The organism is Streptomyces sp. YIM S03343 (genome assembly GCF_054729195.1).
Window position 1 is genome coordinate 1,087,864 of sequence record NZ_JBPUKX010000001.1, and the last position, 14,650, is coordinate 1,102,513.

Here is a 14,650-nt window from a genome sequence, read left to right on the forward strand (position 1 = left end):
TCAGCCGCGCTTGCAGAGTTCCTGCGCGATCACCCTGGAGATTTCCCGGATCGGCGCGGCGGCCGTCATGTCGGTGTGCGCGCAATCGACGTCGTAGTTCTCAACGGAGCCGCCGACGTGGGGCTCCCACGCCGAGAAGTCGACGCCGTACTCGGCGGCGCCGTCCGCCACACGCTCGGCGGCCGCCGTGAAGAACATGACGTCGCCGTCGAAGACCGACGGCGTGAACCGGCCCGCGAGCCGCGTTCCGTTCACACAGGCTGCCAGCAGCCGCGCCAGCGTCGCCTCGTCGAACCCGGCCAGCACCCCGCCCTGCCCGCGCAGCAACGCGATCGCCTCGGACAGTGACGGCTCGTGGCCCTCCTCGTCCGACGCGTCCACCAACCCCATCCCCTGAAGCAGGCCACGTAGGATCCGCCGCTCCTCGGCCTCCTGGTCGGTGGCGGTGACCGCCTCGGCGGGCTCCACCGCCGGATAGCCGTCCAGCAGCGCGAGCAGCGACACCGTCTCGCCCTGCTCCTGCAGCGCGGTCGCCACGGCGTGCGCGATCACCGCTCCCAGGGACCAGCCCAGGATCCGGTACGGCCCGGCAGGCTGCACGGTGCGCATGTGCGCCACGTAGTCGGCGGCCATCTCCTCGATGCTGCCGGGGAGTTCGGTCGACTCGGCGATGCCGCGCGCCTGCAGACCGTACACGGGCTGCTCGGGCTCCAGGTGCGGGAGGATTCCCGCGTACGGCCAGCTCAGTCCGCCCGCCGGGTGCACGCAGAACAGCGGCGCCGGCCCGGATCCCGCGGGCCCAGTGGCCTCACGCAGCGGCAGCAGCACCCCGAGACCGTCGTGGCCGCCGTTCTCCGTGCCGAAGCGGTGGACCAGTTCTGCCACCGACGGCGCCTCGAACAGCGCCCGCACGGGCAGCTCCGCCCCGAAGACTGACCGGATGCGGCTCACCAGACGCACCGCCGAGAGGGAGTGCCCGCCCAGGGAAAAGAAGCTGTCGTCGATCCCCACCGACGCAACCCCCAGCACCTCGGCGAACAACCCGCACAGCGCCTCTTCCTGGGGATTGCGCGGGGCCCGGCCCGACAGCGTGGCGGCGCCCGGTTCCGGCGCGGGCAGCGCACGACGGTCCAGCTTTCCGTGCACGCCCAGCGGCAGCACGTCCAGCTCGACGATCGCCGTCGGCACCATGAAGTCCGGCAGCACCGCGGCGAGCGAGCGCCGCAGCGCACCCGAGTCCGCCGACGCGCCTCCGGCCGCTACCACATAGGCGGCGAGCATCTTCTCGCCGCGCGCGTTCTCCCGCACCGCAACCGCAGCCCGCTCGACCTCGGGCAGGGCGGCCAGGGCCGCCTCCACCTCGCCGAGCTCGATGCGGAAGCCGCGCAGCTTGACCTGGTCGTCGGCGCGCCCCACGAACTCCAGCTCACCGCCACGGCCCCGTACGACGTCGCCCGTGCGGTACATCCGCCCGCCCGCCGGGCCGTACGGATTGGCGACGAACCGCTCCGCCGTCAGACCGGGGCGGCCCGCGTACCCGCGCGCCACCTGGGGGCCCGCCAGATACAGCTCGCCGGGCACGCCCTCCGGAACCGGCCGCAGGCGGCCGTCGAGGACGTACGCTCGCATGCCCGCGACCGGAACGCCCAGCGGCACGACGGACTCACCGGACACGGCGGCGTCGGGCCCCACCTCGCGGTGGGTGACCTGCACGGTCGTCTCGGTCGGGCCGTACAGGTTGACGCACGGCACGCCCCAGACCCGGGACACGCGCTTCACGAGCGCGCCCGGAAGCGGCTCGCCGCCCAGGAACAGCCAGCGCAGCGCCGACGCCCCTCTGATCGCCTCCGCAGCGTCGCAAACGTCGGGGACGAGAGAGGGCACGAGCTGCGCGACGGTCGTCCCGTTCTCGCTCATGTACGCCGCCAGGCGCTCCGGATCCGCCGCCACCTCCGCCGGGACCACCTGCACGGTGGCTCCAGACACCAGCGGAAGCCAGAGTTCCCATACGGAGGCGTCGAAGCTCGGCGAGGTACGCGCCAGCACCCTGTCACGCCCGTCGAGCGGATACTCCCGCGCCATCCACCGCAGGTGCCCGCCGATGCCCCGGTGCGTGGCCACAACTCCCTTGGGCCTGCCCGTGGAACCGGACGTGTAGATCACATACGCGGGATGGTCGGTGCACAGCGACGCTCGCCGTTCGGCGTTGCTCAGGCCGCCGGTCCCCAGCGCCGACAGCTCCCGTTCGAGGTCCGCCAGGCGCAACACGGTCACACCTGCGTCGAGCCGCCCGGCCACCGCCTCGTGCTCCGACCCGTCGGTCAGCAGGACGACCGGCTTCGCTTCGGACAGCAGCAGGGCGATGCGGTCGGCCGGATACCCCGGATCAACCGGCAGGTACGCGCCTCCGGACTTGGCGACAGCGACCATCGCCACCAACAGCTCCACCGAACGGGACAGCAGCAACCCGACGACCGACTCGGGGCCGACCCCCCGGCCCACCAGCAGCCGGGCCAGACGGTTCGCCCGGGTGTCGAGCTCGGCGTACGTCACCTGGACGCCTTCCCAGGCGACCGCCACGGCGTGGGGCGTCCTGGCCACCTGCTCCTCGAACAGCGCGGGCAGTGTGTCCACCGCGCCTTCCACCACAGGGGCCTGTTCGCCGACGAGTTCTCGACGCTCGTCCGCGGTGAGGATGTCCGCGTCACCGATCGGCCGGTCGGGATCGGCCACGAGGGCCGCGAGCAGCCGGGTCCATCGGTCGACGAAGAGGTGGACCGTGGAGGCGTCGAACAGGTCGGAGGCGAACTCCAACCCACCTGTGATGCCGCCCGGTCCGCCGTCGGAGGCGTACTGCTCGCGCAGCGCCAGGGACAGGTCGAACTTCGCCACCGTCGACCACGCCGACTCACCGGTCATCGTCACGCCCGGAAGGAGCAGTTCGGCCTGGGTGTTGTTCTGGAGGGCCAACATGACCTGGAAGAGCGGGTGGCGGGACATCGACCGCGCAGGGTTCAGCACCTCGACGAGGTGCTCGAAGGGCACGTCCTGGTGCGCGTACGCCGCCAGGTTCGTCTCTCGTACGTGCTCGATCAGCTCACGGAACGTCGGGTCGCCGGACACATCCGTGCGCAGGACGAGCGTGTTGACGAAGAACCCGACCAGGTCGTCGAGCGCTTCGTCGGTACGGCCGGCGATCGGCGAGCCGATGGGGATGTCCGTACCCGCACCCAGGCGGGATAGGAGAACAGCGAAGGCGGCCTGGAGAACCATGAACGTACTCGCACCCGACTCACGCGCCAGTGCGGCCAGATCCGCGTGCAGCTCGGCGGCGATGTCCACCGGAACACTGTCGCCCCGGTACGAGGCCACCGCGGGCCTGGGCCGGTCCGTCGGCAGCTCAAGCTGCTCCGGCAGACCGGCGAGCACCCTGGTCCAGTGCGCCAGCTGAGCACCGAGCACGCTGTCCGGGTCGGACTCGTCACCCAGCAACTCCCGCTGCCACAAGGCGTAATCCGCGTACTGCACCGAAAGCGGCTCCCACCGCGGAGCACGCCCCTCGGTGCGTGCCGCGTACGCCGTCGTGATGTCCCGCGCCAGCGGCGCCATCGACCAGCCGTCACCCGCGATGTGGTGCAACACCACGAGAAGGGCATGCGTCCCGTCCTCGGCGGCGAACAAGGAGGTCCGCACCGGCAGTTCACTCATCAGGTCGAAGCCGCGGGACGCCTCCTCGGCGAGCCGCTCCTCCAATTCCAGCGCCGACCGCACCTCGACCGCGGGGAGCCCGATACGCGCGTCCTCCGCCGGCAGGATCCTCTGGTACGGAACACCGTCGGGGCCCTCGGGGAAGACCGTGCGCAGCGACTCGTGCCGCTCGACGACGTTCTGGAGTGCTGTCTCCAGGGCGGTGCGGTCCAGTTCACCGGTCAGCCGCAGGGCAATGGGCAGGTTGTACGTGGACGCGCTCGCCCCCTCGAACCGGTTGAGGAACCACATGCGGCGCTGGGCGAACGCCAGCGGCGGCCGCTTGGGCCGCTCCATCGGGGCGAGCGTCAACCGCGCCGTATCGGCCCGCCCGATGTGCCGGGCGAGCTGGGCGACGGTGGGCGACTCGAACAGGGCCCGCAGCGGAAGCTCGACGCCGAGGACGGTACGGATGCGGCTGACGACGCGGGTGGCGAGCAGCGAGTGCCCACCCAGATCGAAGAACCCGTCGTCGATGCCGACCCGCTCCAGGCCGAGAACCTCGCCGAACACCGCGCACAGCACTTCCTCGTGCGCGGTGCGCGGCCCACGTGAGGCGGCCTCCGAGGCGTACTCGGGGGCGGGCAGGGCCCGGCGGTCGAGCTTGCGGTTGACCGTCAGCGGAAGGTGGTCCAGGACCACCACGGCAGACGGGACCATGAACTCGGGGAGGCCCTCACCGACGTACCGCCGAAGCGCGGCCGAATCCGGCTGTTCGGCGCCGTTCACCGGTACGACGTAGGCGACCAGGCGCTTGTCCCCCGGCCGGTCCTCACGCGCGAGGACCGCCACCTGGGCGACCTGCGGGTGCGCGGCCAGCGCCGACTCCACCTCGGCCGGCTCAATCCGGTAGCCGCGGATCTTGACCTGGAAGTCGGCGCGCCCCAGGAACTCCAGCGTGCCGTCCGCCCGCCAGCAGGCCAGGTCACCGGTGCGGTACATGCGCTCACCGGGGGTGCCGAACGGGTCGGCGACGAAGCGCTCGGCGGTAAGGCCCGGGCGGTTGAGGTAGCCGCGCGCCAGCTGGGCGCCCGCGAGATAGAGCTCGCCGGCCACGCCCACGGGGACGGGCTGGAGGCTAGCGTCGAGGACGTAGACCTGGCTGTTGTCGACCGGCGCACCGATCGACGGGGACACCGGCCAGTCACGAGGCTCACCCTGCAGGGCCAGCGTCGTGACGACGTGCGACTCGGTGGGCCCGTAGTGGTTGTGCAGCCTACGCCCGTCCGGCACCGCCGCGAAGAACTCCCGCACCCGGTCGTGCAGGGTCAGGGCCTCGCCCGCCTGCGCCACGTCACGCAACTCGGGCAGCGAGAGCCCGAGCTCGGCAGCAGCCCCGGCAAGGGCCTCGACCATCAGGTTGGGGGCGAACAGCTCGTTCACCCGGTGCTGGTCCAGCCAGCGCGCGAAGTCGCCGGGGTGGCGGCGTACTTCGTCGCGGGGAACGGCGAGGGTGCGTCCGGACCACAGTGTGGTGAAGAGCTCCTGCGCCGCCACGTCGAAGCTGATCGACGTGAAGTTGGCGGTGACCACCCCGACACCCTCGGGACGAGTCCGCTCGTGCCAGGCCAGCAGATTGACCATGGCGCCGACAGGGAAGACGACGCCCTTCGGGCGCCCTGTGGAGCCGGAGGTGTAGATCACGTAGACAGGGTGCTCGGGCCGCAGCTCCTGGACCTCGACCGGACCGGAAGGTGCCTCGGCCAGGGTCTGGGCGAAGCCAGGTGCGTCGACGACAATCGCCTCGGGGGACACGTCGGCGGGGATGTTGTCCACCGTGTCGGTTGCCGTGATCACGCATACCGGGTCGGCGTCCTTGAACATGTACGCGATCCGGTCCGCCGGGTAATCCGGATCCACCGGCAGGTAGGCGGCACCGGTCTTGACCACGGCCAGCAGCGCCACCGGCAGCCACTGGGAGCGCGGCAGCATCAGGGCCACCGTCTTCGCCGGCTGCGCACCCGCACCACGCAGAACGTGCGCCAGTCGGGTCGATGCGGCGTCCAGCTCCGCGTACGTCAGCCGCACGTCCTCGAATACGACGGCCAACGCATCCGGAGACTGCGCGACGCGCCGCGCGAACAGTTCGGGGAGCGACACCCACGGCACGTCCACCGCCGTGTCGTTGAAGGCCGAGAGCAGCTCCGCACGCTCACCCGCCGACAGCACCCGCGTGAAGCCCACCCGCACGTCCGGGGACGCCACGACCTCAACCAGCAAGCGGACGAACTGCTCCACCAGACGCACGGCCGAGGAACGGTCGAAGAGGTCGGCCGCGAACTCCAGCACGCCGGCCAGTCCCACGGGGGCACCATCGCTGTTCCGGTGCTCGCTCATGTTGAGGAAGAGGTCGAACTTGGAGCTGGTGCTCCTGGACGCCTGCCCGATCATCTCCAGTGAAGACAGCCGCAGCTCGGCCCGTGTGTTGTTCTGGAGGGCGAACATGACCTGGAAGAGCGGGTGGCGGGACATCGATCGCGCCGGGTTCAGCACTTCCACCAGGTGTTCGAAGGGCACGTCCTGGTGGGCGTATGCCGCCAGGTCCGTCTCCCGCACACGCTCCACCAGCTCACGGAACGTCGGGTCCCCGGACACATCCGTGCGCAGCACCAGCGTGTTCACAAAGAACCCGACCAGATCATCCAACGCCTCATCCGTACGACCCGCAATCGGCGAACCAATCGGAATGTCCGTGCCCGCACTCAGCCGCGAGAGGAGAGTGGCGAAGGCGGCCTGGAGCACCATGAAGACGCTCGCGCCCGACTCTCGGGCGAGCAGGACCAGGGACGCGTGGAGCTCCGGGCCGAGCTCCACGGGGACGCTGTCACCACCGAATGTGGCCACCGCGGGCCTTGGACGGTCCGTCGGCAGCTCCAACTGCTCCGGGACACCGGCGAGCGTCCGTGTCCAGTAGGTGACCTGACGGCTCAGCAGGCTTTCCGGGTCGGACTCGTCGCCCAACAGCTCCCGCTGCCACAACGTGTAATCGGCGTACTGCACCGGCAGCGGAGCCCAGTCCGGAGCACGGCCCTCGGTGCGTGCCGCGTACGCAGCCGCGACATCCCGCGCCAGCGGCGCCATGGACCAGCCGTCGCCCGCGATGTGGTGCAGCACCACCACGAGTACATGACTCGCTCCGCCGACCTCGAAAAGACCCACTCGCAGGGGCATTTCACAGGTCAGGTCAAAACCGCGCCCGGTGAACGCGGCCACGAGGTCGGCCAGCGACTCCTCCGTCGCCGACTCCATTTGCACGTTCACCAGACCAGCACCAGCCGGACGAATCTCCTGGAACGGAACACCGTCCGCCCCCTCCGGGAACACCGTCCGCAGCGACTCATGCCGCCCGACGACATCCCCCAGCGCCGCGACCAGCGCCGCACGATCCAGCACACCCTCCAACCGCAGCACGACCGGCATGTTGTACAGCGACGCCGACGCGCCCTCGAACCGGTTCAGGAACCACATCCGACGCTGCGCGAACGACAACGGCACCACCGCCGGCCGCTCCACCGCCACAAGCGCCGTTCGAGCCGTGCCCGCCTCGCCCATGTTCGCAGCCAATTGCGCCACGGTAGGTGCCTCGAACAGGGCGCGCAGAGGCAGTTCCACTCCGAGAGCGGTACGGACGCGACTCACCACGCGGGTGGCCAGCAGGGAGTGCCCGCCCAGGTCGAAGAAACTGTCGTCGATCCCGATCCGCTCCAGGCCGAGGACTTCGCCGAAGACCGCGCAGAGCACCTCTTCATGGGCACTGCGCGGCGCGCGAGAGGTCGCCGCCGTCTCGTACGCCGGCGCGGGCAGGGCGCGGCGGTCGAGCTTGCCGTTGGGAGTCAGCGGAAGGGCTCCGAGGACGACCACGGCCGACGGGACCATGAACTCGGGCAGGCCCTCCGCGACGTACTGCCGCAGCTCGGCCGGATCCGGCTGTTCAGCACCATCTGCCGTCGGTACGACGTACGCGACAAGGCGCTTACCCCCCGGCCGGTCCTCACGGGCGATCACCGCCGCCTGCGCGATCTGCGGATGCGCCGACAGGGCCGACTCCACCTCGCCCAACTCGACGCGGTAGCCACGGATCTTGACCTGCTCGTCGGTCCGGCCCAGGAACTCCAGAATGCCGGAGGCCCGCCAGCGGGCCAGGTCACCGGTGCGGTACATCCGCTCCCCCGGTGCCCCGAACGGGTCGGCGACGAAGCGCTCGGCGGTAAGGCCAGGGCGGTTCAGGTAGCCGCGGGCCAGTCCGGCGCCCGCGAGGTACAGCTCACCCGCGACTCCGGCGGGCACCGGTCGCAGGGAGCGGTCCAGGACGTACGCGCGCGTCTGCTCCAGCGGCCGCCCCAGCGGCACCGGGCTGGTGATGTCGTCGGCGGCCCGCCACACCGTGCCCGTCACGCACAAGGTCGTCTCGGTCGGACCGTACAGCGTGCGCAGGGTCGTGTCGGGGCAGTGGGTGAGCACGTGGCGCATCGCGTCCGGCGAGATCACGTCGCCGCCGGTGAGGACCTCCCGCGTACGGGAGAAGGCCGTGACCAGGTCTTCGGCCATGACGCGGAAGAGGCCCGCCGTGAGGTGGAGGTGCGACACCTCGTGCGACCGCACCAGGTGGTCCAAATCCGCGACTTCCAGGGCTCCTTCGGGTGCCACCACGACGCGGGCGCCGTTCAGCAGCGGGATCCAGATCTCGTACACGGAGATGTCGAAGGCGTGCGGGGCGTGCATCAGCACGCTGTCCCCCGGGCCCACGTTCCAGCCCGAGTCCACGGCGAGGTCCATGACGTTGCGGTGCGAGACGGCCACGCCCTTGGGCACACCCGTGGACCCGGACGTGTACATCACGTACGCCAGGGCGTCCGGAAGCACGTCCGCCTCGTCCGCTGCCGCATCGGTGGCGGTGGTGGCCTCAGGTATGGGGGCGACGTCATCGACGACGAGGACCGCGACGCCCTTGTCCCGCTGCGCGGCGGCCAGGGCGTGCCCGGCGAACGCCGCATCGGTCAGCAGGACCGGCGCGTCGGCCTCATCCAGGACCGCTCGCATGCGTGCGACTGGGTAGCCCGTGTGGAGCGGTACGTACGTGCCGCCGGCCCGGAGCACGGCGAGCAGAGCCGCGATGAGGTCCGCCGAACGCTCCATGAGCACGGCGACCGGGGTCTCCGCGGCGACACCGAGCGCGGTCAGGCATTCAGCCAAGTCCCGTGAGCGGGCGTCGAGTTCAGCGAACGTCCACTGGATTTCGCCGCACTCGACGGAGACCGCCTCGGGCGTACGGGCCGCGGCGGCGGCAAACATCGCCGGGAGAGTGGCCAACCCTCTGGTGATCGCCGATGCGTCGCGCTCGGATCGGGCCGGACCCTGCCAATCGACGAGGAGCTGGTGGCGCTCCTGCTCTGGGAGGAGTTCCAGCTCCGCCAGGCGTGCGTCCGGATTCCGTACGGCGTGCGCGAGGAGAAGACCGAAACGCTCGGCCATGCGTTCGACGGTGGTGCGGTCGAACAGGTCGGTCGCGTACTCGAAGACACCGGCCAGCCCGGCCGCCTCGCCGCTCTCAGTGTGGCGCTCGCCGACGTTGACGGTGAGGTCGAAACGGGCGGCCGAGACGCGGGCCGCCTCATCGGCTCCGGTCGACACGGTGAGGCCGGGCAGGCGCAGGTCGGCCTCGTCGTTGTTCTGGAGGGCGAGCATCACCTGGAAGAGGGGGTGCCGTGACATGGAGCGCGTCGGATTCAGCACCTCCACAAGCTGCTCGAAGGGCACGTCCTGGTGGGCGTATGCCGCCAGGTCCGTCGCTCGTACGCGCTCGATCAGCTCACGGAAAGTCGGATCACCGGAGAGATCCGTGCGCAGGACGAGCGTGTTGACGAAGAACCCGACCAGATCGTCCAGCGCTTCGTCGGTACGACCGGCGATCGGCGAGCCGATGGGAACGTCCGTACCGGCACCCAACCGCGACAGGAGGGAGGCGAAGGCGGCCTGGACCACCATGAACACGCTCGCACCCGATTCCCGCGAGAGCTCGGCGAGGCAGTCGTGGGTCTGCGCATCGACCACGAACGGCACCGCGTCGCCGCGATGAGACGCCACGGCAGGGCGCGGCCGGTCCGTCGGCAGCTCCAGTTCGTCGGGTACGCCGTCCAGAGCTGCGGCCCAGTGGGCGAGCTGGCGCGAAGCCAGGCTGTCGGGATCGTCTTCGCTGCCCAGCAGGTCGCGCTGCCAGAGGCTGAAGTCGCCGTACTGGACGGGGAGCGGCGCCCAATCCGGGACGCGGCCCGCCACCCGGGCCTCGTACGCCGCCGCGACATCGCCTGCCAGCGGCACCATCGACCAGCCGTCGCCCGCGATGTGGTGCAGCACCACCACCAGGACGTGCGACGCCTCGCCCAGCGCCAGCAGGCAGGCACGCATGGGCACTTCGGCCGAAAGGTCGAAACCTCGATTTGTGAAGTCCGCTACTGCGTCGTCGACTTCACGCTCCGACACCTGCCGCGTCGGCAGCAGAAGCCTCACGTCATCCGTGTGGAGGATGCGCTGGTAGGGCTCTCCGGCGGAGTTCTCCGGGAAGACGGTGCGGAGACTCTCGTGACGTACGACCACGTCATGGAAGGCGGCCCGGAGGGCAGCCTGGTCGAGGTTGCCGGTCAGGCGCAGGATGACCGGCATGTTGTACGTCGCTGCCTCTGCGCCTTCGAGGCGGTTGAGGAACCAGAGACGTCGCTGAGCGAACGACAACGGGACCTCCGCCGGCCGTTCTCCGGCGACCAGCGCGGTCCGCGCACCCTCAGCCCCGCCTATCTGCTCGGTGAGTTGGGCGACGGTGGGTGCCTCGAACAGGGCCCGCAGGGGGACCTCGACGCCGAGGGTGGTGCGGATGCGGCTGACGACTCGGGTGGCGAGCAGGGAGTGGCCGCCCAGATCGAAGAAACTGTCGTCGATCCCTACCCGTTCCAGGCCAAGAACCTCACCGAAGATCGCGCACAGGGCCTCTTCGTGGGCGTTGCGGGGCGCGCGGGTCTCGGCAGTGGAACCGTAGTCGGGTGTGGGCAGGGCGCGGCGGTCGATCTTGCGGTTGAGGGTGAGGGGGAACGCGTCCAGGACCATCACCGCGGACGGGACCATGAACTCCGGCAGGCCCTCACCGGCGTAGCGGCGCAGTGCGGCCGGGTCCGGCTGTTCGGCGCCGTTCGACGGGACGATGTAGGCGATCAGGCGCTTGTCGCCGGGCCGGTCCTCCCGCACAAGCACCGCGGCCTGAGCGACCTGCGGGTGGCCGGTCAGGACCGCCTCGATCTCGCCCAGCTCGATGCGGAAGCCACGCAGTTTCACCTGGTCATCCGCGCGCCCGACGTACTCCAGATTGCCGTCCGCACGCCAACGCGCCACATCCCCCGTGCGGTACATCCGCTCACCCGGCATCCCGTGCGGGTCGGCGACGAACCGCTCCGCGGTCAGGCCGGGGCGGTTGAGGTAGCCGCGAGCAAGCTGCACGCCCGCGAGATAGAGCTCTCCCGTCACACCGGCCGGGACGGGCTGAAGGTTCCGGTCCAGGACGTAGGCGCGGGTGTTCCACAACGGCCGCCCGATCGGCGGCACCGCCACCACACCCCCCACCAACGGATCACTCGCCGTCGAGGCAACCGTCGCCTCCGTCGGACCATACACATTCAGCATCCGCCGGCCCCGGGCCCAGCGCGCCACGACATCCGGCGGACACGCCTCACCCGCCACGATCAACGTCACCGACTCCGGCAGACCACCCTCAGCCTCCAGCACCGGCAACACCGCCGGCGGCAACGTCGCATGCGTCACCCCCGACCGAACGATCAGATCCGCCAACGCCCGACCCGGCACCAACTCCTCAGCCGACGCCACCACCAACGCCGCACCCGCCAACCACGCCGGCCAGATGTCCGCCACCGCCGCATCAAAACTCGGCGACGCAAACTGCAACAGACGACTCCCACCCGTCACACCCAGACGAGCAATATGATCCGCCGCCAGATTCGGCACACCCCGATGCGAAACCACCACACCCTTCGGCCGACCCGTCGAACCCGACGTATAAATCACATACGCCGCACCCTCCACACCCAACACCGACAACCGCTCACCATCAGAGAGATCACCGGAAGCGAATCCCGTCTCGGAATCGCGGACCAAAACCCGAGCGACACCCTCTGGAATCTCGATGCCGGAATCATCCGCGACCACGACCGCAATCGGATCGGCGTCCTGAAGCATGAACTGCACACGCTCCACCGGATACTGCGGATCGACCGGCACATACGCACCACCAGCCTTCAACACCCCCAGCATCGCCACCAACAAATCCACCGACCGCGGCAACACCAACGCCACAACCGACTCCGGACCCACACCACAACCCACCAACAACCGCGCCAAACGATTCGCCCGAGCATTCAACTCCGCATACGAAACAACCCCATCACCAGACACCACCGCCACAGCATCCGGAGTACGGGCAACCTGCCGCTCAAACAACACAGGCAACGGAGCCACCACCACATCAGACCCCACCCCCTGCCACCCCGACAAAAGATCCCGCCGCTCCCCCACCGCAAGGATGTCCACCGACCCCACCAACACATCAGGATCAGCAACCACACCCACCAGCAAACGACGCAAATACACGACAAACAACTCGACCGTCGAACGATCAAACAAATCCGTCGCAAACTCGAAGACACCCGTCAGACCGGCCGGCGTGCCCTGCTCGGTGAACTGCTCCGAAATGCCGAGGGACAGGTCGAACTTGGCAGTGTCCGCGGCGAAGTCCACGAGGCTCAGGGTGAGCCCCTTAAGCCGGAGTTCCGCCTGCGCGTTGTTCTGGAAGGCGAGCGCGACCTGGAAGAGCGGGTGGCGGGACATGGAACGCGCCGGGTTCAGAACCTCCACCAGGTGCTCGAACGGGACCTCTTGGTGCTCGTGCGCGGAGAGGACGGAGGTGCGCACCTGTGCGAGGAGTCCGCGGAAGGTGGGGTTGCCGGAAAGGTCCGTGCGCAGAACGAGGGTGTTGACGAAGAACCCGACCAGATCGTCCAGCGCCTCGTCCGTGCGGCCCGCGATGGGCGCGCCGATCGGGATGTCCGTGCCCCCGCCCAAGCGCGACAACAGCGCGGCGAAAGCCGCCTGGACGACCATGAACATGCTCGTGCCTGATTCGCGCGCCAACGCGGCGAGACCGGCATGCAGTTCGGCGTCGATCTCCACGGGCACACGGTCACCGGCGTACGAGGCCGTGGCAGGCCGCGCCCGGTCCGTCGGCAGTTCGAGCTGCTCCGGTAGGCCCGCGAGCGCCTCGCTCCAGTAGGCGACCTGGCGGCTCAGCACACTTTCCGGGTCGGACTCCTCCCCCAGCAGTTCCAGTTGCCACATTGCGTAGTCGGCGTACTGGACTGGCAGCGGTTCCCAGTCCGGGATACGGCCCTCAGCCCGTGCCTCGTATGCGCCCGCGACGTCCCGCGCCAGCGGCGCCATCGACCAGCCGTCACCCGCGATGTGGTGCAGCACCACCACCAGGACGTGCGAGTCACTGCTCAGGGAGAACAGGCGGGCGCGGATCGGAACGTCGACGGTCACGTCGAACCCGACCTGCCGGAAGGAGACGATGAGTTCGTCCAACTCGCCCTCGGACGTGGAGATCATGTCCAGCCCCGTCCATGCACGCTCCGTGTCGAGGATCCTCTGGAACGGCGTGCCGTCCTCTCCCTCAGGGAAGACGGTGCGCAGGCTCTCGTGCCGCTCTACTACGTCGCGCAGAGCAGCGGCCAGCGCCTCGCGGTCGAGTTCACCGCTCAGACGGAGTGCGATGGGGAGGTTGTACGTCGAAACGCTTGCTCCCTCAAAGCGGTTGAGGAACCAGAGGCGACGCTGCGAAAAGGAAAGAGGAATCATCGCTTCTCCTGGGGGCGCGGCATCCGCCGCAGAGCGGGCCGGCGGGACTTCTCCGCTGCCCTCAACCGTTCACTGAGGCTGGCAACATCGGGAGCTTCGAACAGGGCCCGAAGCGGAATTTCTACATTTAGTTCGGTGCGGATGCGGCTGGCGATGCGGGTGGCGAGGAGGGAGTGGCCGCCCAGGTCGAAGAAACTGTCGTCGATGCCGACCTTGTCCAGGCCGAGGACTTCGGCGAAGACCGCACACAGGACTTCCTCGCGCGGATTGCGCGGAGCCCGCGAGGCGGCCGCGGAGGCGTACTCGGGCGCGGGAAGCGCACGACGGTCCAGCTTGCCGTTCGCCGTCACCGGGAACGACTCCAGCACCATCACCGCAGCCGGAACCATAAACTCCGGCAGCCGCTCCGAGACGAACCGACGCAGCCCAGACGGGTCGACGCAGGCACCCGGCACGCCCACCACATATCCCACCAGCCGCTTGTCTCCCGGCCGGTCCTCACGGGCGACCACCGCCACCTGAGCGACCTGCGGATCCGCGGCCAGCGCCGCCTCCACCTCACCGAGTTCGACACGGAAGCCACGGATCTTCACCTGGAAGTCAGCACGCCCCAGAAACTCCACCGTCCCATCAGAGGTCCAGCGAGCCAGATCACCCGTGCGATACATCCGCTCACCCGCAGCCCCGTACGGGTTGGCGACGAAACGCTCCGCCGTCAACCCCGGACAGTTCAGATAACCACGCGCCAGCTGCACACCCGCCAGGTAGAGCTCGCCGGCCACGCCCACCGGCACGGGCTGGAGGTTGCCGTCCAGGACATACACCTGGCTGTTGGCCACCGGCGCACCGATCGACGGAAACACCGGCCACGACTCCGGCCCACCTTCAAGAGTCAGTGCCGTGATCACGTGCGACTCGGTCGGCCCGTAATAGTTGTGCAACCGCCGACCCGGCACCGAAGCGAAGAACTCCCGCACCCGCTCATGCACCG

The 14,650-nt window shown here is 69.6% G+C and carries 2 protein-coding genes (1 of these 2 cut by a window edge); both read right to left on the bottom strand.

Going from position 1 to position 14,650, the window contains the following annotated elements; genetic code table 11:
• The gene (locus ACSYGN_RS04795; RefSeq protein ID WP_460392141.1) at window positions 1-13,659 is read right to left on the bottom strand and encodes an amino acid adenylation domain-containing protein; all 13,659 of its coding nucleotides are present in this window, start codon (window positions 13,657-13,659) and stop codon (window positions 1-3) included.
• Window positions 13,656-14,650: the 3' end of a non-ribosomal peptide synthase/polyketide synthase gene (locus tag ACSYGN_RS04800; protein WP_460392143.1), read on the bottom strand. Its footprint extends 15,094 nt past the window's final position; the window shows 995 of its 16,089 coding nt (coding positions 15,095-16,089); the start codon falls outside the window, past its right edge — the gene reads right to left on this strand; it ends in the stop codon at window positions 13,656-13,658. The genes ACSYGN_RS04795 and ACSYGN_RS04800 overlap by 4 nt, the downstream gene beginning before the upstream one ends.